Origin of the sequence: Larkinella sp. C7, assembly GCF_006149005.1 — a bacterium.
In the GTDB taxonomy this organism is placed as follows: Bacteria; Bacteroidota; Bacteroidia; order Cytophagales; family Spirosomataceae; genus Larkinella.
Map to the genome: position 1 here is coordinate 107,683 of NZ_VBSL01000002.1, position 20,387 is coordinate 128,069.

Consider the following 20,387-nt stretch of genomic DNA (forward strand, 5'->3'; position numbering starts at 1 on the left):
TTGATTAGGGTTGGGAAGCGGGCAGAAAAACCCTGACGTCCGGGTGCATGGTGTAAAGCCGGTATTTCGTACCGTCATGAACCAGAAATCCGCTCGACGTATTGTTTTCCATGATGGGGTTTTTAGCGTATTTCTTCCAGTGAATCAGGTCTTTCGAAACCGCCACGTTGTTTGTCCACTCCCGCCAGTCTTTGAAAGCGGATGCGTGATAGTACATGTAGTAAAGACCTTTGTACTTGATAATCTGGTTGGTTGCCACCGCAAACTGATCATATTTTTCCGGGCCGCATTTCAAAACTGGCTCATCCTGTACATTCTTCCAGCTTTTCAGGTCTTTGGAAGTAGCCAGCCAAACCGCTGCATCATTCCTTTCATAAAACAAATACCAGACATTGCCTTCCTTCCAGATGGCCGGCGTGCCGTACGGCCCGGCACTGAGCGGTTTTCCGTCGACACCGCGAATATCGAGTGGGCCACGCTCTTCCCAGTGAAGGCGGTCGGTCGACGTCAGGAGGTGGGCAACGTCCTCTTTCCCTTCCGCAAACATATAATAGGTGCTGCCGGATTTCACGACCGACATATCTTCCACCCAACCCGCAGTATAAATGGGGTTTTCCGGGTGCCGTTTCCAGGTAAACCCGTCGGAAGACGTCGCCAGACCCAGGTATTTCGTCGTATTTTTTCCGTCTTTATAACCCGTATACCACAGGTACCAGTTTTGGCCCTCCCGAAGAATATAGCCCCGTTCCCGGATGTTATGATCCCAGGTGGATGCCTTCGTACCGGCAAAAACCGGGTTGTTTTCATACGGTTTAAAATGGACGAGTTCATCCGGAAATTCGGGGTCGGGAGCCGGTTTTTCGGACACCATACCGCCAAAGAACAAGGTGGAAACTAGGAAGATCAGGTAGGGTTTTCTCATAAAAAACAGGTCACTTGGTTTTAAGGGATAGGTAAAGCTCTTCCACTTTCTGCCGCGCCCAGGGTGTTTTGCGCAGGAACGTCAGGCTGGATTTGATGCTCGGATTGTCGGTGAAACAGCGGATGGTAATGCGTTGCCCCAATCGCGTCCAGCCATAGTACTCCACCAGCTCCGTCAGGATGCTTTCGAGGGTTTTGCCGTGAAGCGGATTGTTGGGCTGAAGTGGGGTCATAATCTGAAAAAGCTTACATTCGGCTGCAAAGATAGCCCAAGTTGCGAAACCGGGGTTTTCCGGGGCAAATCTTCTTTTTAATATACAATGCGCTTTATTTTTCGTTTTTTAAGGCTATCTTAAGCCAGATTAAAGAGAAAAGACGTTAGACAAGAGAACCAGGGCTAAAAACGTGTCGGTTTTCAGTCGCTTTTTTGTCTTTACTTTCTTTCACCTATAAAATTCTAATCCCCAGAACCATGGCACAGCAAAAAGCACCCACAAAAGGAAGCGCAAAAAAACCGTCGGAGAAAACGTTGAAGGAAAAACGGGCCGACAAACAGGCGAAACGCGACAACAAAAAAGATTATTAATCTTAAACAACAAGCAGTCCATTCTGACGCAAATTTCGCCAGGTTGCCGACTGTATAAAGGTCCCAAAACTCCCCAAACCGACGGCTTCAAAGTCCGCTTTCAAGCCGTCGAGGGAGTAGGGCTCGTGGTTCCCAATCACCAGCCTGGGCATCACGCCCTCCAGCCACTCTCCCACCGGTACGCTCGTCTCCAGCGCCCATTCACTTTTCTTCGAGTAGAAAACCAACTCGGCTATTTCAGATTTTTTATTGCCTTTTTTTACCTCCAGAATGGATACGACCGGCAAACTTCCCGGCCAGATCACCATCGCATTCGGCCGAAACCCGCTGTCTGGCAATTGGCGGATACTCTGCTCAATATACTTCGGCGGAATGCTGGTTGGTGGTGTTTTGAAATCAAACCACTTTTTGAGCGGAAACTCAAAAGCGACACCGTGCATGTAGTTGAAAAGTGACTTCCGCAAGCCCTCCGAAAACAGGCTGTGATCGGCCCCCAGCGGGTCGTCGTGGTCCAGGTCGTTGTCGGCAAACAAACCGGTGTCGGGGCCAATCCGCTGGACATCGAAACCCGCCGGATGCAATCCCACCGGGCTGTGGGCCGTCATGGCAAACCGGTGCCAGAATCCCGACTGCACAATCCCTATTTCGAACAATTGCCGCACCATTTCCAGCGAATCGATGGTTTCCTGCGCCGTTTGCGTCGGAAAACCGTACATCAGGTACGCATGAACCATGATGCCAGCCTGCGTAAAACCGTCGGCAACCCGCGCCACCTGCGCCACCGTGACCCCTTTTTTCATGCGTTCGAGCAAGCGATCCGACGCCACTTCCAGCCCCCCCGAAACCGCAATGCAGCCCGATAATTTCAGCAACTGACAGAGGTCGGGCGTGAAGTTTTTTTCAAACCGGATGTTGGTCCACCAGACTACCGTCAACTTCCGGCGAATGATTTCGAGGGCCAGATCACGCATCAAAGCGGGCGGAGCGGCCTCGTCTACAAAGTGAAAACCGTTCTGTCCGGTTTGTTCGATAATCTCCGCGATGCGATCGCAGAGCAGGGCCGCCGTCAGGGGCTCATACCGCTTAATGTAGTCTAAAGAAACATCGCAAAACGAACATTTCCCCCAGTAGCATCCGTGGGCCAGCGTCAGCTTGTTCCAGCGTCCGTCAATCCAGAGCCGGTGCATCGGGTTAACGATTTCAATGACGGATAAATAGTCGTTCAGCCGCAGATCGCGGTAGTCGGGCGTGCCGGTATCGCGCTGCGCTACATCGCGCTCCCGGTTCTGATTGTAGTAGGTCACGACGCCGTCCGTTCGGGCATAGACCCGCTTCAACCCGGCCCGGTCGCGCTGACCCGCCAGAAAATCCAGCAGCGAAAGCAAGGGCGCTTCGCCGTCGTCGAGGCAGATGTAATCGACGTAATCAAAAACCCGGGGTTCCTTCAGCGAACGGAGTTCGGTATTGGCATAACCGCCCCCCATGATCACGGCAACATGGGGGTGGTTTTTCTTGAGATACTGACCGCACTTCAAAGCACCATACAGGTTTCCGGGGAATGGAACTGTCAGACAAACCACGTTGGGTTGCCACTGTTGCAGCCGCTGTTCGAGCAGGTTCGTTAAAGTTACCGAAATCAGGGTTTCGGGAGCCTGCAAAGCGGTATGCAGGTCATCAAAGTGCGTGGCCGAGCGCCCCAGTCGTTCGGCATACCGGCTGAATCCAAAGTGCGGGTCGACCGCTTCGGTGATCAGATCGGCGAGGTCTTCGAGGTACAGGGTGGCCAGATGCCGCGCTTTGTCGTGAATGCCCATCGTGCCGAACGCCCAGTCCATGTCATCGAGTTGGGCAAACCGCGAGGCTTCGGGCAAATAGGAACGGTCGCAAATGCTGTGGGCCAGCGTCGGATTTTTGTTTTGCAAAAACCGGATCACCGGGTCGATGGTGCTGGTATACTCGTCGCGGAGCGAAAAAATCCGAAAGCTGTTTTCAGACAGTTCAGCATCCGAAGCGTCCAGTGCGGCAAATAACGTCCGCAAACCGTTACCCGAAAACAGATCCAGAATCACTTCAATACCCAGATCAGCCTGATGCGAACGGAATCCTTTCGTATTCAGAAAACCTTTCAGGTAAGCCGTAGCCGGATACGGCGTGTTGAGCTGCGTGAAAGGCGGGGTAATAAAAAGGATCTTCTGTTCCAAGATGCTGCCGGGGCTTCGTTCCAGACAAAGGTAGTTCTTGTTGGTCAGAAATAGCTCTTTTCATAAATGCGTCCTATTTTAGCGCAACCGAATACAGCCATGAAAAAACTCCTCCTCCCCCTCGCCCTTCTCGTCACGTCAATCGCCCAGAGCCAGCCTAAACCCGCAGCGGGGGATCGTCTGCCAGCCTCCTATTCGACTCAGTATCAGGCACCGGTTTTTGCCGATCCCCAGCGGAATGAAAAGATCGCAGCGGTTTTTCCGATCATCGACAGTTTATACCGCCAACACGCCGGAAAAAACCACTTTCCGGGGCTGGCGTTTGGCATTGTTGTCGATGGAAAGCTGGTACACGCGGGCGGTTTTGGCTATACGGATGTGGCGAAGAAAACCGTTGCCACGCCGAAGTCGCTGTTTCGCATAGCGTCGATGAGCAAGAGTGTGACCACAATGGCAATTCTGAAACTGCGGGACGAAGGCAAACTGCGGCTCGATGATCCGGCTTACCTCTACATTCCCGAGTTGAAAAAACTGCCGTATCTCACCTCGGATTCACCCCTGATTACGGTTCGGAATCTGATGACGCATTCGGCCGGGTTTCCCGAAGACAATCCCTGGGGTGACCGGCAACTGGACGACAGCCCGGCCGATTTGCTCAAACTGATTGCGGGGGGACTGTCTCTTTCGAATGTTCCGGGTGTTACCTATGAATACAGCAACCTGGGGTTTGCGATGCTGGGTGCCATCATCACCAAAGTTTCCGGAAAACCGTACCAGCAGTACATCGACGAAGCGATTTTCAAACCGCTGGGCATGACGCAAACCGTTTGGGAATATACCAAAATACCGCCAGCCCTGCTGGCTCACGGCTACCGCTGGCAGGATAATACCTGGCTCGAAGAACCACTGTTGCACGACGGATCATACGGCGCGATGGGTGGGTTAATCACGTCCGTGGAAGATTTCAGCAAATACATGGCGTTCCATGAGTCGGCCTGGCCACCTCGCAGCGTTGCCGAAACGGGGCCGGTGAAACGCAGTTCGGTGCGCGAAATGCAGCAACCCTGGACATTTAATAGCCTCAGTGCCGGTTTTAAATACCCCAGTGGCCGGGCCTGCCCGATGGTTAGCAGCTACGGCTACGGTCTGCGCTGGAGCCGCGATTGCGACGGGCGGGTCTATGTGGGTCACACGGGCGGACTCCCCGGTTTTGGCAGTCAGTGGTGGATCATGCCGGAATACGGGATTGGCGTGGTGGCCTTCGGGAACCTAACCTACGCCGGCATGGGTTCAGTAAACTGGGCGGCACTGGATACGCTGATTACAACGGCGGGTTTAAAACCCCGGACGATTCCGGTTTCCAAAATCCTGGCACAACGCAAAGCCGAACTGGTTCAACTTTTCCCCGATTGGAAGAATGCGGCTGAAAGCAAACTCTTTGCAGAAAATTTCTTCCCGGATCTGTCGCTGGAAATCCGCCGAAAAACGGTACAGGATTTGTATACCAAAGTGGGAACCGTTGTTCGCGTCGGCGAGTTGATCGCTGAGAATCAACTTCGGGGCCGCTTCCTGATCGAAGGCGAAAAAGGAACTATCGACGTCTTTTTTACCCTCACGCCCGAAAACCCGGCCCTGATTCAGCAACTGGATTTCAGGGAAGTGAAGAAGTAAGCGGGTGTTACCGGTGCATTTTTATATTTAGTAACTTTATCATAAAACCGGTTATTTTCGAACATCGACTTGGTAAGTAAACAGACACCAAATCCCAATTTACCCCGCTTTTTGGCAGGCGGTGGTGAAGTGGGCCAACTCCTGCGGGCTTTCGACTGGTCCAAATCCCCTCTGGGCGATCCTGATCAGTGGCCACAAAGTTTAAAAACTGCCGTTAGCATCGTGCTTCGGTCCAGCTACCCCATGTTTATCTGGTGGGGGCCGGAATTGATCAACCTTCACAACGACGCCTATATCCCGCTGATGGGCCGCAAACACCCGGCCTTTCTGGGCAAACCCGCCAACGAGCTCTGGTCCGAAATCTGGGAGGAAAGCCTGCTTCCGATGAAAAATCTGGTTTTTGAACAGCAGGAATCGATCTACGGCCAGGATTTGATGCTGTTGCTGGAACGAAAAGAATTTCCGGAAGAAGGCTATTTCAATTTTTCGTATAGCCCCATCATCGACGAAAACGGGGAAGTAGGTGGTCTGTTCTGTGCCTGTCACGAAGAAACGAACAAGGTTTTGCAACAACGCCGGTTGCAGACGCTGAATGCGCTAACCAGCCGGGTTTTATCCGCAAAAACAAAAGTCGATGTGGGCCGGATTGCCATTGACATTCTGGGACAGAATTACAAAGACATTCCATTTGCCGCCTTTTATCTGATCGATCCGGACGGGCAGGAAGCCCAATTGATTCATTGTTCGGGAATTGTTCCGGAAGAAAATCCATTCGAAAAAACCGTTTCGCTCGCCGACGACGCCACCGGCAATTTCTGGCAACTCAAAACCGTAGTTGAAACCGGTCAGCCGGTTCGGATACAGGGTGTATCGAATAAAATCAGCAAGATTGTCCAATCCCTGACAGACCGACTACCCGACAGCGCCTTTATTGTACCCGTTCAAAAAACCAGTTCGGAACAGCGGATAGGCATTCTGCTGGTCGGACTCAATCCCCATCGTAATTTCGATACGGAATACCAGCACTTTGTAGAGCAAATCGGCTCACAGATTGCTACGGCCATCGATACCATTGAACGCCACGAAAACGAATTCAAACAGGCGAAACAGTTAGCCGAAATCGACCGTCAGGCTCAACTGACGATTGCGCAGAACCGCCTGAAGGCCGAAGATCACATTCGGAATGTGATCAACCAGGCCCCGGTGGGCATTGCGGTTTTACAGGGAACTCATTTTGTGTTTGAGGCCGCCAATGATGCCTATCTCAATCTGATTGGAAAGTCGGCGGAGCAGACGCTCGGCAAGGCAATACTGGATGCCTTGCCGGAAATTCGCAACCAGGGCATCCTGGAATTGCTGAACCGGGTTGTTGAAACGGGCGAACCTTTTTTTGGCAACGAATTTGCCGTCGCTCTCAACCGGTTTGGAAAAACGGACATCGTCTATGTCAATTTTGTTTATCAGCCCCTGCGCGAAGCCGATCAGTCGGTGAGCGGCATCATCGTTGTGGCCAATGAGGTGACCGAACTGGTCAAATCCAAACACGCTACTCAGGAAAGTGAGCGGCAATTTCGGAATCTGGTCATTCAGTCGCCAATCGCGATGGCGATTTTCAGAGGAACCGATCTGATCATCGAAATTGCCAACGAGACCATGCTGAAAACGCTGTGGAAACGACCCTTTTCGGAGGTTCAGGGGAAAAAATTGCTGGAGATATTCCCGGAATTGCATGATCAGCCATTTCCCGATCTGCTTACCAAAGTTTTCAAAACGGGTGAATCGTACACGGAAAAAGAAGCCCTCGCCTATGTAAACACCCCGGAGGGCATGGGCAAATATTACCTTGATTTTGAATATGCTCCCCTCTTTGGAACCGACCAAACGGTTTCCGGTATCATGGTTACCGTCAACGATGTGACGGAGAAAGTGGAAGCCCGCATTACCATTTATGAGGCCGAACAGCGATCCCGGCTGGCCGTTGAAGCCGCCGAAATGGGAACATACGACTGGGACATCGAGCATGGCCTCTTTAAGTATTCGGACCGGCTCGTGGAAATTTTCGGATTGGCCCCAAATCAGCCGCATCAGCATTCTGAATTTAGTGGAGCCATTCACCCGGATGACCTGCCAATTCGGGCCAAAGCGCACGAAGAGGCTTTCAGAACGGGTCGTTTGCACTACGAAGCCCGGCTGGCCCAACCCGACCATGGCGTTCACTGGATACGGGCAATTGGAAAAGTGATTTTTGATGCCCAACAAAAACCCGTCCGGCTGCTGGGGTCGGCCATCGACATTACGCAGCAGGTGGTAGCCCGGAAGAATCTGGAGGAAATTGCCGAGGAATTGGAAAAACGGGTGGCGGAGCGAACGCTCGAACTTCGGAATACAAACGCCGAACTGGTTCGCACCAACCACGAACTGGAGCAATTTGCCTACATCGCCAGCCATGACTTGCAGGAACCGCTGCGGAAGATCCAAACGTTTACGGAACTGTTAACCGACACTGCTCACGATGAAGAATCGTCGAAGCATCTGCTGTCTAAAATCAGTTCTTCGGCGCAGCGCATGTCGGCTTTAATCAAAGATGTGCTGGAATATTCGCGCCTTTCCAGAACGGATGAACTCTTTATAAAAACCGATCTCAATTTGATTTTGGCGAATGTTAAAACTGATTTCGAGCTATTAATTGAGCAAAAAAAAGCAGTTATTATTCAGGATGAATTACCGATCTTAAACGCAATTCCACAGCAATTAAATCAGCTTTTTTCCAATCTGATTGGCAATTCACTCAAGTTTTCGGAAAAGAATCCTGAAATCCGTGTTTCATCAACCCTTCTTTTGCCGGAAGAAGTTCGAGCTATGCCGAATCTACAACCCGACCGGGCTTACGTGAAACTGAATTTTAAAGACAATGGTATCGGTTTTGATCAGCAGTATGCCGAACAGATTTTCACCATTTTCCACCGATTAAACGGGCGAAAATCATACAGTGGAACGGGCATTGGCCTGGCATTATGCAAAAAAATTGTTGAAAACCACCAGGGATTGATCACCGCCGAAAGTGAATTAAACAAAGGAGCCTCTTTCACGATTTATTTGCCGGTTTGAGTTGGAATTCAACTTCATTATTCGTTATTCAACTTCGTTATTCGTTATTCATTATTCATTATTCGTTATTCATTACTTGCTATCCTTTATTTTAACTTCATGAATATTTTAATATCGAATGATGAATATTGAATAACGAATATCGAAGTTAAAACAAGGTCCTGGGGCTCAAATCATCAACCGCTTCCTAACAATGTCTTGGTATCTGCGAACAGGCCCTGCTATCTTCGCCTGACAACAAATACACACCATGGCACATAAAGGAAAAGAAATTCGGAACCCGAAAACCGGGCAGATCATTCAGTTTATCCAGACACAAGCCGATACCAACGGCGAGCTTCTGGAGCTGATAACGACTTATGAAGCGCATTCCAAAGAGCCCCTGGCCCATTACCATCCGCACCAGGACGAATATTTTGAAGTGTTGCAAGGCGCATTAACCATTCGTTTGGGTGGCAACCTTCAGACACTCCAGCCCGGCGACAAAATCCACATTAGAAAAAATACCGTTCATTCCATGTGGAATGCCACCGACGACAAAACCGTTGTTGCCTGGAAAACGATTCCAGCGATGGATACAGAATACTTGCTGGAGCTAAACACCGGGCTGGCGAGTGATGGCAAAACCAATGCCGACGGGGTGCCGGGCCTTTTGCAGGTAGCCCTCATGATGAATCATTTTGACCAGGTGTTCCGTCTGGCCAAACCGCCCTTTGCCGTTCAGAAAATTGTGTTTGGGCTCCTGACGCCGTTTGCATTGCTGCTCGGCTACCGGCCGTTTTACCGGAAATACCTGAAGTAACCCAACCCTGTCAGGGTCTTCGACCGTACGACGGCCCTGACAGGGTTGCCCTCTTAAACCAACGCAACCGCTTCCAGTTGCTGGTTGATAAAAGCCATCTCTTCCGCCGTCAGTCGGACGTCGATGGCTTTGGCGTTTTGAACCGCCTGTTCGGCGTTCCGGGCACCCACGAGGGCGACGGTGATGCCGGGTTGGTCGATCGTCCAGCGAATCACCAACTGACTCAGGCTTACCTGCTTCTGTTCGGCCAGGGGAATGATTTTATCCAGGAAGGGCCACACACGCGCGATGTTCCCGTCTTTGAAAGCCTTGTAGTTGACCCGGTGATCTCCCTCGGCAAACTGATGCCCCGGTTTGATTTTGCCCGCCAGCAAACCGCGTTCCAGCGGGCTGTAAGCCAGAATCGACTTCCGATTTTCGAGGCAATACGGCACCAGGCCGGCTTCAATCTCACGTTTGACCATGCTGTAGGAAACCTGATTAGAAACCAGTTTCAACGTTTGTTCAGCCTCCTTCATCTGCTCGACACTGTAGTTGGAAACACCGGCCTGCCGGATTTTCCCCTGCTCGATCAACCGGCTCACAGCTTCCATCGTTTCTGAAATCGGGGTGGTAACATCCGGCCAGTGAATCTGGTACAGGTCAATGTAATCCGTTCCGAGTCGTTTCAGGCTGTCTTCGCATTCTTTGATGATGCTTTCCTTCGCGGCATATTTGTACACATCGATCGGCGTTCCGTCGTTGTTTTTCGTATGAAAAGCCAGTGTTCCTTTCGCCAGGTCCCACCGCATCCCGTACTTGGTCAGAATCTGCACCCGATCGCGGGGAATGCTTTTGATGGCTTCTCCGACAATTTCTTCGCTCGTTCCCTGGCCGTAAACCGGGGCCGTGTCGATGGACGTAACGCCCAGATCATACGCTGCCTGAATGGCTTCGATGGCCTCCTTTCGCTCCGTTCCGCCCCACATCCAGCCGCCAACTGCCCAGGCACCAAAGGCGATGGCCGAAACCGTTACGTCCGACTCGCCCAATTTCCGATATTCCATCCGTTTATTCTGTGGTTATTGATTTTACTTTAAAAGAAGACTGGCTGATGATTTTACTTGTCTTCGGACCTGTCCTCAAAGCCCGGACAGAACGTTGGAAAGGAGGCTTTACCCATCCAGTTCGTTACTTCTTCCCTGCAAGCCGCCGGTGTGAATCGCGATAATTTTACTGTCTGGTAAAAAGATTTTTTTTCGGGCTAAATCGTAAATACCGTACAGCATTTTTCCGGTATACACCTGCTCGATTCGCACGCCGGTTTTCTGTTCAAAGCTGCGAAGGAAGGTCAGCAATTCGGGAGTCGTTTTGGCATATCCGCCAAAATGGTAATCAGTTTGCACATTTCCGGGCCGGTTTAGCTCAGGAATGAATCCTTTCAGAGACGAGAAGCCCAACACCTTCAAGCCATTCGGGGCCGATCGTTCCAGACCCGCCAGTGTTCCGCCCGTGCCGACCGGACAACAGATGTAGTCTGGTAAAGAACTGATTTGCTGCAAAATTTCCGGGATAATTTCCGCCGTTCCCCGCACGGCCAACGCGTTGGTGCCGCCTTCCGGCAGGTCGTAGTAGGTACCGAAGCGTTGCCGAAGATCCTGTTGAAAAACCGCATCGCTTAGGTTCCGGAACTGCTGCCGGGTGACGAAATGAAGCTGCATTCCCTGCGAACGGGCAAAGGCCAGCGTTGGGGTGTCACGCTCCCGGTGGTCTTGCCCCCGGATGACGCCAATGGTCGAAAAACCGTATTCGCGACCGGCGGCCGCAACGGCATAAATGTGGTTGGAATAGGCCCCGCCGTAGGTCAATAGCGTTTGGTGACCCAACCGACGCGCTTCGACGAGGTTGTATTTGAGCTTGCGCCATTTGTTGCCCGACACCGCCGGATGTAACTCATCGTCCCGCTTCAGGTAGAGCTGAACGGGCACCGCTTCCGGAAAAGGGTTCGGCAGAAATTGCAGTCGGGAAAATTCAGAAACCGCCGGCAAGTCATTCACGTGCGTTTATTTTCCGTCGCCCTGTTTTTTCGCGAAAACCGATCCGGCATACCCATTATGTCCATTGATGGAATAGCGCAGAACCAGGGTTTCGTCGATGAGTTCCCCCTCACCGGAAATGGTATACTTGTCACCTAAATAGTTGGTAAAAGCCTGGTCCACAATCACCAGTTTGTTGTTTGTTACCGTCGCCTGAAGCGGTTCTTTGACCAGATTGGCCAGATTTTCGATGGTAAATGTTTTCGCTTTTTCCGGATTTTTACGCAGCGTCAACAAATAACTTTCCTTCGGATCGGCTTCCTGCACGGTAAAAATACCGCCATATTCGATTTCTGGGATAACGACGGCATCCGGTTCGCAACTGGAAAGGGTCGTCAGTGCGAAGGGCAGAATGAGGGCAATTTTCAGACAGGTAGCCTTTAAAGGCCACATGCGGGGTGGGATAGACATTTTCATTTGTATCAGGTTGCAACACGTCGTTTTCCTTACGACGACACAAAAGTAACAAGGTCACGCGATATTTTAACAAAAACCAGTGACCGTTCGCTAAAACGTCTGATTCTTGGTACTTTTGTAAGATGTTACAACCTGAGACCATGGCCCGGCAGGACGAGGAGCCGGTGCTTGCTGACCCGGACGAAGACGAGCTTTACGAACATTTCCGCATCGTGGTCGATCCCGGCCAGAACCTGTTGCGGATTGACCGGTTTTTGACCGAACGATTGCCGAACGCAACCCGAACCAAAATTCAGAACGGAATTGATACGGAAGCGGTGAAGGTCAACGGCAACGCCATCAAGGCGAGTTATAAAATCAAACCGCAGGATGTCATTACGGTTTCGTTGCCCCATCCGCCCCGCGATACGGATATTCTGCCGGAAAACATTCCGCTGAACATCGTTTACGAAGATGATGAAGTGCTGGTGCTGAACAAACCGGCTGGCATGGTGGTGCATCCGGCGTATAGCAACTGGACCGGTACGCTGGTGAACGCGCTGGTGTATCATTTTCAGAACTTGCCCACCTCGCGCAACGGCAGCATCCGCCCCGGTCTGGTACACCGGATCGACAAGGACACGTCAGGTTTGATGGTGATTGCCAAAACCGAATATGCCATGACCCACCTCGGCCGCCAGTTTTTTGAACACACCATCGAGCGAACCTACAACGCCCTGGCCTGGGGTGAACTGAAAGAAAGCGAAGGCACCATCGATGGCAACATTGGCCGGAGTCTCCGCGACCGGAAAGTGCAGGCGGTTTTTCCCGACGGCAGCCAGGGCAAACGCGCCGTGACTCACTACAAAGTCCTGAAAGCACTGCATTACGTTTCGTTGGTGGAATGCAAACTCGAAACCGGGCGAACCCATCAGATCCGGGCGCACATGCAGTACCTGGGGCATCCGCTTTTCAGCGACGCCACATATGGCGGTGACCGCATTCTGCGTGGCAATGCCAACGGTTCCTACAAATCGTTTGTTCAGAACTGTTTTACCCTGATGCCCCGGCAGGCCCTCCACGCCAAATCGCTTGGTTTCGAACACCCCCGAACCCGCGAATGGCTCCAGTTTGACTCTGAACTCCCGGATGATTTCCGGTCGGTGCTGGAGAAATGGGAAAAATACCTCGAAAACCGGTAATTGCCTTATTCGATATTCGGTGTTCTTTATTCGATATTCACTATTTAAACACTGGTAAATAATATCGAATAATGAATAAAGAACACCGAATATCGAAATACAAATAACGAAACACCGAAAGTTTAGAAAATTCAATTTTGAACATTACCCCGTCTCTCCGAATGACCATCCGCAAAGGTATCCCCGCCGATGTTCCGCAGTTGTTTGAACTGGTTCAGGAACTGGCCCTGTACGAAAAAGCACCCCACGAAGTGACCAATACCCCCGAACAGATGCTGAAAGACGGTTTTGGCGACAATCCGCTTTTCGGAGTGCTGGTGGCCGAAATCGAAAACAAGATTGTGGCCATGTCGTTGTATTATTACCGGTATTCGACCTGGAAAGGCAAGCGGTTGTATCTGGAAGATATTATTGTTAACGAAAACTTTCGGGGCCGGGGGTTGGGTAAGGCGTTGTTCGATGCCACCATTACAGAAGGCCGCCAAACGGATTGTACGGGCATGATGTGGCAGGTGCTGGACTGGAACGAGCCCGCCATCCAGTTTTACAAGCAATTTAACACCCGCTTCGATACCGGTTGGTGGAATTGCCACCTGGATTTTGATAAATAGCCGTAACTTCGCACCACACCATGAAAGTGCCGGAATGCCTTTTCGGACCACTTTACTAGCTTACAATGCAAGTCAATAAAAAACGTATACTGATTATTTCAGGCTGGGTGCTGCTGGGATTTTTTGTTCTGGGGGCCATTGGAGCCGGTATTATCTACACCAAACGGGAAGCACTGCTGAAAGAAGGGCTCGCCAGAGGCATCCGGAAAGCGAAGCGGGACTATAACCTGACCGTTACCATTGGGAAAGCCCAATTTACGGGCTTATCAACCGTGGCGTTTTCCAATATCACCGTCGTACCGGATTCGCGCGACAGTCTGCTGCGGGTCGGCAAAACGGAAGTTGGGGTCAGCATCTGGCCGCTTTTGTTTGGTCGGGTAGCGGTTTCGTCCCTCACCCTGCAAAATGGCCTCGCCCACATCGTCCGGCGGGACAGCACTTCCAACATCGACTTTCTGCTCAAATCACAGAAAAAGGATTCGACGGCTTCGGCCAGTGATACCGAAACCAGCACGCGCCGGGTCGATCTGGCGGACGTGGCCGAAAATCTGGTCGATAACCTGCTGGCCAAGATTCCGGACAACATGGACATTCAGAATCTGGAACTTCGGCTGACCGACGACGACCGTCAACTGAGCTTTCTGACAGAAACCGCCACCATTGACGACGAAGAACTGACGTCGACCATTCGGATCAACGGCAACGAGTCGGTCTGGCACCTGATGGGCACGGTAGCGGCCTCGGATCAGGAAGCCAACGTGGCCCTCTACGCCGACGGAAAACCGCTCGAATTACCGTATCTGGAACAACGCTTCAAGTTGAAACTGCAGGCCGATACGCTGCGGGCCGAACTCCGCGATGTGGCCAGTTCCGGCGGTGAGTTCAAGATCGAAGGCGCCGGAGCCGTTCGGAATCTGCGCATCAATCACCCGGCCGTGGCGCTGGGCGATGTGGTGGTGGAACGGGCCGCCATGGACGCCAATCTTTTTTTTGGGGAGAATTACATCGGAATCGACAGTTCCTCCACCATTTACCTCGGAAAAGCCAAAGCCCGGCCTTTCATCAAATACACGGTTTCGCCCGTCAAAATCTACGACGTTCAAATTCACACCGACCCGCTCGACGCACAGGATCTGTTCGATGCCTTTCCGCAGGGCCTTTTTGAATCGCTGGAAGGCATGAAGGTTGCCGGCAAACTGAAATATGATGCGGTGCTTCACCTCGACAGCTCCCTCCCCGATTCGGTGCAGTTCAACTCCAGCCTGACCCCGGATCAGTTCAAGATTCTGAAATTTGGGAAGGAGGATTTCAGTCGGGTCAACAAACCGTTTGAGCATGAGGTCTACGAAAAAGACAAGCTGGTGCGCAAGTTCATCGTCGGCCCCGCCAACCCGGATTTCACGCCCCTCAACGCCATTTCGCCCAACCTGCGCAATGCCATTCTGACGGCGGAGGATTACAACTTTTTCACCCACAACGGTTTCAACGAGAAAGCGTTTCGGGTGTCGCTGGCAACCAACTTTAAAACCAAAAAGTTCAAACGCGGGGCCAGCACCATTTCGATGCAGTTCGTGAAAAATGCGTTTTTGAATCGAAATAAAACGCTTTCCCGGAAAGCCGAAGAAATCCTGATCGTGTGGCTCATTGAAAACCAGCGCATTATCAGCAAAGAACGGATGTACGAAATTTACCTCAACTTCATCGAGTGGGGTCGAAACATCTACGGTATTGGGGAAGCGTCGCGGTATTATTTTGCCAAAAGTCCGTCCAATCTCGACATTGGTGAAAGCATTCTTTTATCATACGTCGTTCCTTCGCCGAAAGCCACCCTGAGCCGGTTTTATCCGGATGGATCTGTCAGAACGTATTTGCGGGGTTATTTCAGGCTGATTGGCCGGATCATGGCTTCGCGGGGATTGACCCCCTATGACACAACGGCGTATGGATTCTACGGTGTGCGACTGCGGGAAGGATTGCGGCAGGAAGTGGCGCCGGTCGACTCCATCGAAATCGACTCGCTGATGATGCCGGAAGAAGAAACGGACGAAGCCGCCAACGGCATCAACGATTTCTTCCGCCGGGTTTTAGGACGCGACCGGGCCGAGCCTGAAGTAGTCACGCCCGAGCAGGAACCCGCCAAGGGAGCCGCCGTTCAAACCGATTCAATCCCGAAATCGCGTCGGCAATTGCGCAAGGAACGGCGGGAACAACGGCGAAAGGAAAAAGAAGCCCAGGAAAACAATCCGCCGTCGCAGTGAGCCAACGCCTGTCGCCCGGTTTCAGGACAGCAAGTCCGGGCGACGCTGTTTGGTCCGCTCCAGGGCTTTTTCAAACCGCCATTCGTTGATCTTTGCTTCGTGGCCTGAGAGCAGGATGTCGGGCACCGTATGCCCTTCAAATTCGGCCGGGCGGGTATAGACGGGAGGAGCCAGCAAATCATCCTGAAAAGAATCCGTCAGGGCCGAGGTTTCGTCGTTCAGAACGCCGGGCAACAAGCGGATGATGGCGTCGGAAATAACCGCAGCGGGGAGTTCTCCCCCCGACAGCACATAATCTCCCACACTGATTTCTTTGGTAATAAACAGCTCCCGAACCCGCTCATCGACGCCTTTGTAGTGGCCACACAAGATGATCAGGTTCCGAACTAACGAAAGCCGGTTGGCCATACGTTGCTCAAACCGCTCGCCGTCGGGCGTCACATAGATCACTTCATCGTAGGAACGTTCACTTTGGAGGGTACGGATGCAGCGGGCAATGGGTTCGATGGACATCACCATGCCGGCCCCGCCCCCAAAGGCATAGTCGTCGACCCGCCGGTGTTTGTCGAGCGTATAATCGCGCAGGTCATGAACAACCACTTCCACAAAACCGCCCTGCTGGGCACGTTGCAAAATGGAATGTGCAAAGAAACTGTCCAGCAAGCGGGGCAGGCAGGTTAAAATATCAATCCTCATCAAGCAATTCCTCTTCGTCGTCTTCGTTGGTTTTCTTCCCGATTTTAGCGGATGGTTCTTCGAGGTAAATATCGACCAGGCCATCCGGCAGTCGAACGTGCAGGATTTTGTGTACTTTATCCGCGGAGGGAGTCAGTTCGTCATTCACCGGAATCAGGACTTCCTTGCCCTGGTAATCCATCGAAATTAAATTCTGGGGAGCCACATTGTATACGGTACGAACCGTTCCGAGATCGCCCAGTTTTTCGTCCCGAACCAGAAAACCGACAATTTCGTGGAAATAAAACTGCCCTTCATCCAGTTCGTCCAGGTTGTCGAGGGGTAAAAACAAGTCACAGTTCACCAGCTTCTGCGCTTCTTCAATCGTCTCCACGCCTTCCAGTGCCACGATACCCCGGTTGCGGTTTACCGAAATCGACTCGATAAAATACGGAACCAGATCGCCTTTCACTTCGATCAGAACGGAATCCATTTCGGCGTAGAGTTCCGGCATATCGACATCCAGAAAGAACACCAGTTCGCCCCGAACCCCGTGCGTTTTCGTTATTTTTCCTAATTGAAAACAATCGTCTTTGGTCACGACTTACAACGTTTTGCATCCCGCCGATGGCTCGGGATAGGTCTATATAAAACAACAACTGACAGAATTCCATTTCAAGAAACAGACTTCCATCAGTTGTCAACTCAAATTTCTTACGAAATACTAAGCCTTTGCTTCACCCTCATCAGCGGGTTTTTCATCGGCGACTGGTGCTTCGGCAACCGGTGCTTCAGCAGCAGGGGCTTCAACAACCGGTGCGGCTTCAGCTACGGGTTCAGCAACCGGAGCGGCTTCAGCAACAGGTTCAACAGCAGGTGCTTCAACCGGAGCGGCTTCGGCTACGGGTTCAGCGGCTGGTGCTTCAACGGCGGCTTCGGCAACCGGTGCTTCCACTTCAGCTTCTTCAACCACTTCCGGTGCCTCAACAACGGGTTCTTCAACCACGTTTTTCTTGGCAATAGCCAGCGCACGCGCTTCGTTCACTTTTTTCTCAGCTTCCAGGCGGGCCTTTTTGGCGTCGGCTTTCAGTTGGGATTTGGTGTCGGCACTGCCTTGCTTCCGGCCTTCTTTGCCTTCTTTCCAGTCTTCGAACTTAGCATCTGCCTGTTCTTGCGAGATGGCGCCTTTGATGACACCTACTTGCAGGTGTTTTTTCAACATCACGCCTTCGTGTGACAAAATTGAACGGGCCGTATCGGTCGGTTGTGCCCCTTTCATCAGCCAATCTACAGCCCGGTCGCTTTTCAGGACCACGGTAGACGGATCAGTGTTCGGGTTGTACGAACCGATTTTTTCAATAAAGCTACCATCACGTGGTGCTCTGGCATCGGCTACAACGATGTCGTAAATAGCCAGTTTTTTGCGTCCCCGACGCGATAAACGGATTTTAACTGCCATTTTATTGGTTTGTTTTCTGAGGGATACGGTTGGCTCACAAAAGTGAGGCCGTCCTTCAGTAGAATTAGGGTGCAAAGGTACTAATTTTTTTCTTGAAACAGAGGGGCAAAATCAGAAAATGATAAATGTAAAATGAGGAGCGTCAAATGTAAAAGTGTTTTAAACGTTCCATCCTACTTTTACATTTAACGTTCCTCATTTTACATTTATCATTACCTACAAAACAACAAAACCCCGACAAATGCCGGGGTTTTGCATACTTGATTTCAAATATTATCTCGGTTCTCTTGAGTCGAACCGTTGACCGGACTGGTACGGAGACCGGAGCATGTTCATCGGCACAATCTTGATTTCGACCCGACGGTTTCGCTGGAGATTATCTCCCGATGTGTTTGGCGCAATCGGTCGATACTCACCGTAATACTCGACCGTCACCCGGCTTGGGTCGGTCAAACCGGCACGGGTCAAATACCGCTTGGCTGCATCCACCCGACGTTTCGACAATTGTATGTTGTACCCATAAGAAGCCCGGTAATCGGCGTGTCCAACGAGGATGATACCGCAGTTGGTTTTCAGGTTCAACAATTCAACCACCTTCTTCATGATGTCCTGCGAAGCCGGCCGAATCGTCGCTTTATCGGTATCGAATTCGATGTTACTAAACAGGGCTTCGCATTCCGGGGCGAATTTTCCGCGCAGGATCGAACTGATGATGCTGTCCAGGTTCATGGCAACCCCGGCACCGGATACGATACTTCCGGCTGGCGTAGCGGGCTCTTTGTCAAACAGGTCGGCAACACCGTCGTTATCCGTATCCGTATACAGACGGGGATCGACCGGTTTTGGCATGTTGGCTTTGGCAATCGAATCCGCATCGTTCATCGTTGGGTTGTAGGGTTCTTTCAGCAGATCTTTCGGATCGGCCCAACGCAGGTGGTAACGGCCTTTCGCAGGGTCATACACACCATCTTTTCCAACCCGAACCGCATCTTTCCCAATCTTGTAGGTCAGTGACAGGCCCAGACCAGCCCATTTGTCCAAACCGGAGTCACCCCGTCTCCAACCGTACACGTTACCCGCTTTCGAGTTATCAACTCCTCCGACGGTCATATCCAGTTTCTCGGTATTGACCATATACAAGGTTGCATCAAGGCCGATGTCCAGCCGCGACGTCAGTTCATAATGCAGTGCCGATCCCAGCGGGAAAACGAACTCACGGGTATAAACGGAACCGTCACTTTCCCATTTTCCCTGGGTAACGGAACTGTAGTCGCGCCGGTCGTTGCTATACCGGATCATTTCGCCGGTGGTCAGGTCATACACCCGGGTATCGAACCACATCAAACCGGCCCCGGCGTGCAGATCCCATTTCCAGCGTTTCAGCTTGCGGGTTCCAAACAGCAGTGATTTCATGTTGACGTTGGCGTTCAGCGTTCCCTGCAGGAAATTTGAACGGAACGAAGCATTGTAGAGTGACTGTTTCGACCCCCGCAGCGAGCCGATGTGGAAATCGGCCGAGGCCCCAAAAAGATGGCTAAGCTGTTTGTTGATCGACACGCCAAGCGCACCGGTGGTTTTGGTGTTAGGCCCTTTTTGCGGGAATCCTTTGTAAAAACCGTAATTGTCCAGGTCGCCAAAGAAACGGGTGAGCGCAGGTGTGACGGTCACTGACCAGGTGTTCATTTTGTAGTCGCCTTCGTAGGAGCGATTACGGTTCGATGTTCCGGCCGAGGAACGGGTGGTGGTGTCAGTTTGGGCATACCCGACAGCTTGCGTCAGTAACAGAAGCGTCAGAGAAGCGAAAATGGAAATTTTCTTCATGAGAACTCAGGTTTAATTCATAAGCCTTTAACGTAGAACAATCGCTCGGCAAGCCGGCGCTACGGCGGACCGTTTAAAAACTACTCTTTTTCATTCATCGGCAACTTTCCGCGAAGTAAATCTATAAGCCGGATTCTGTCTCCGATCAGATTGCCGAAACAACCCTCTTCGGGTTCTTATCATTTATCTCGATTCCGAATCACTCCGGAACTCTATCGATCTACCCGCATCAGCATCATTTCGACCGGGGCCAAAACTACGGGAACGAGTCGCCCCCATTCTGATGCCTATTTGATCTTTCAGCCCATAAGGTTTACCCTGCCCCGGCTGTCACCAGTCGGGCGGTGGGCTCTTACCCCACCTTTTCACCCTTACCGTCGATTCGTTTAGAAACTAAACGCAGCGACGGCGGTTCGTTTTCTGTGGCACTTTCTGTCAAATGGCCGTCAGCGCGAGCGCCTTCCACCACCTGCCTTCCCGTTAGGAAGTATGGTACTCTGTGCTGTCCGGACTTTCCTCCCCGGTTCGGTAAACCGTTCCGGAGCGATAAGACAATTTACCTCGCGTTGGTTGCCATTCCGTGATTACCGCAAATCTATAA

The 20,387-nt window shown here is 51.6% G+C and carries 16 protein-coding genes and 1 other RNA gene; 6 read left to right on the forward strand and 11 right to left on the reverse strand.

What is annotated here, in order from left to right:
• Nucleotides 1–4: 4 nt before the first annotated feature.
• From FH871_RS05545 to FH871_RS05555, 3 genes are all read right to left on the reverse strand, one after another.
• On the reverse strand, nt 5–922 hold the full coding sequence (locus FH871_RS05545; RefSeq protein WP_138990359.1) for a glycosylase: 918 nt from the start codon (nt 920–922) through the stop codon (nt 5–7).
• Nucleotides 923–932: 10 nt separating this feature from the next.
• On the reverse strand, nt 933–1,154 hold the full coding sequence (locus FH871_RS05550) for a VF530 family DNA-binding protein (RefSeq protein WP_138990360.1): 222 nt from the start codon (nt 1,152–1,154) through the stop codon (nt 933–935).
• 355 nt (nt 1,155–1,509) lie between these two features.
• Nucleotides 1,510–3,708 carry a radical SAM protein gene (locus tag FH871_RS05555; RefSeq protein ID WP_138990361.1) on the reverse strand — a complete coding sequence of 733 codons (2,199 nt, stop codon included), beginning with the start codon at nt 3,706–3,708 and terminating at the stop codon, nt 1,510–1,512.
• A gap of 99 nt (nt 3,709–3,807) precedes the next feature.
• Here FH871_RS05555 and FH871_RS05560 point away from each other — a divergent pair, with 99 nt between their 5' ends.
• From FH871_RS05560 to FH871_RS05570, 3 genes are all read left to right on the forward strand, one after another.
• Complete coding sequence (locus FH871_RS05560) at nt 3,808–5,379, forward strand: serine hydrolase (protein WP_138990362.1); 1,572 nt, start codon at nt 3,808–3,810, stop codon at nt 5,377–5,379.
• 111 nt (nt 5,380–5,490) lie between these two features.
• Nucleotides 5,491–8,487, forward strand: a complete 2,997-nt coding sequence (locus tag FH871_RS05565; RefSeq protein WP_138990363.1) for a PAS domain-containing protein — start codon at nt 5,491–5,493, stop codon at nt 8,485–8,487.
• A gap of 250 nt (nt 8,488–8,737) precedes the next feature.
• Nucleotides 8,738–9,289, forward strand: coding sequence for a cupin domain-containing protein (locus FH871_RS05570; RefSeq protein WP_138990364.1), 552 nt, complete (start codon nt 8,738–8,740; stop codon nt 9,287–9,289).
• 53 nt (nt 9,290–9,342) lie between these two features.
• Here FH871_RS05570 and FH871_RS05575 read toward each other — a convergent pair whose 3' ends face one another.
• The 3 genes from FH871_RS05575 to FH871_RS05585 all read right to left on the reverse strand — a co-directional run bounded on the left by FH871_RS05575 (nt 9,343) and on the right by FH871_RS05585 (nt 11,781).
• A complete protein-coding gene (locus FH871_RS05575) occupies nt 9,343–10,335 on the reverse strand; it encodes an aldo/keto reductase (RefSeq protein WP_138990365.1) in 993 nt (330 codons plus the stop codon).
• A 108-nt stretch (nt 10,336–10,443) separates the two neighbouring features.
• The gene (locus FH871_RS05580) at nt 10,444–11,325 is read right to left on the reverse strand and encodes a 1-aminocyclopropane-1-carboxylate deaminase/D-cysteine desulfhydrase (protein ID WP_138990366.1); all 882 of its coding nucleotides are present in this window, start codon (nt 11,323–11,325) and stop codon (nt 10,444–10,446) included.
• Nucleotides 11,326–11,331: 6 nt separating this feature from the next.
• Nucleotides 11,332–11,781, reverse strand: coding sequence for a hypothetical protein (locus FH871_RS05585; RefSeq protein ID WP_138990367.1), 450 nt, complete (start codon nt 11,779–11,781; stop codon nt 11,332–11,334).
• A 140-nt stretch (nt 11,782–11,921) separates the two neighbouring features.
• On the opposite strand from FH871_RS05585, the gene FH871_RS05590 reads away from it, so the two are divergent.
• The 3 genes from FH871_RS05590 (at nt 11,922) to FH871_RS05600 (ending at nt 15,831) form a co-directional block, all read left to right on the forward strand.
• Entirely contained in the window at nt 11,922–12,962 is a 1,041-nt protein-coding gene (locus FH871_RS05590) for an RluA family pseudouridine synthase (RefSeq protein ID WP_138990968.1), read from the forward strand.
• A 161-nt stretch (nt 12,963–13,123) separates the two neighbouring features.
• Nucleotides 13,124–13,573 carry a GNAT family N-acetyltransferase gene (locus FH871_RS05595; RefSeq protein WP_138990368.1) on the forward strand — a complete coding sequence of 150 codons (450 nt, stop codon included), beginning with the start codon at nt 13,124–13,126 and terminating at the stop codon, nt 13,571–13,573.
• Nucleotides 13,574–13,638: 65 nt separating this feature from the next.
• Nucleotides 13,639–15,831 (forward strand): transglycosylase domain-containing protein, encoded by a 2,193-nt coding sequence (locus FH871_RS05600; protein ID WP_138990369.1) that lies wholly within the window; start codon nt 13,639–13,641, stop codon nt 15,829–15,831.
• A 21-nt stretch (nt 15,832–15,852) separates the two neighbouring features.
• On the opposite strand, the gene trmD is transcribed toward FH871_RS05600, so the two are convergent.
• The 5 genes from trmD to rnpB form a co-directional block, all read right to left on the reverse strand.
• Nucleotides 15,853–16,527, reverse strand: a complete 675-nt coding sequence (gene trmD / locus FH871_RS05605) for a tRNA (guanosine(37)-N1)-methyltransferase TrmD (protein WP_138990370.1) — start codon at nt 16,525–16,527, stop codon at nt 15,853–15,855.
• A complete protein-coding gene (gene rimM, locus FH871_RS05610; RefSeq protein WP_138990371.1) occupies nt 16,517–17,107 on the reverse strand; it encodes a ribosome maturation factor RimM in 591 nt (196 codons plus the stop codon). The genes trmD and rimM overlap by 11 nt, the downstream gene beginning before the upstream one ends.
• Before the next feature lie 123 nt (nt 17,108–17,230).
• The gene (locus tag FH871_RS05615) at nt 17,231–17,965 is read right to left on the reverse strand and encodes a 30S ribosomal protein S16 (RefSeq protein WP_138990372.1); all 735 of its coding nucleotides are present in this window, start codon (nt 17,963–17,965) and stop codon (nt 17,231–17,233) included.
• Between the two features lie 273 nt (nt 17,966–18,238).
• On the reverse strand, nt 18,239–19,786 hold the full coding sequence (locus FH871_RS05620; protein ID WP_229312067.1) for an OmpA family protein: 1,548 nt from the start codon (nt 19,784–19,786) through the stop codon (nt 18,239–18,241).
• A gap of 108 nt (nt 19,787–19,894) precedes the next feature.
• An RNA gene (rnpB, locus tag FH871_RS05625) (RNase P RNA component class A) lies at nt 19,895–20,349 on the reverse strand.
• Between the last annotated feature and the right edge of the window lie 38 nt (nt 20,350–20,387).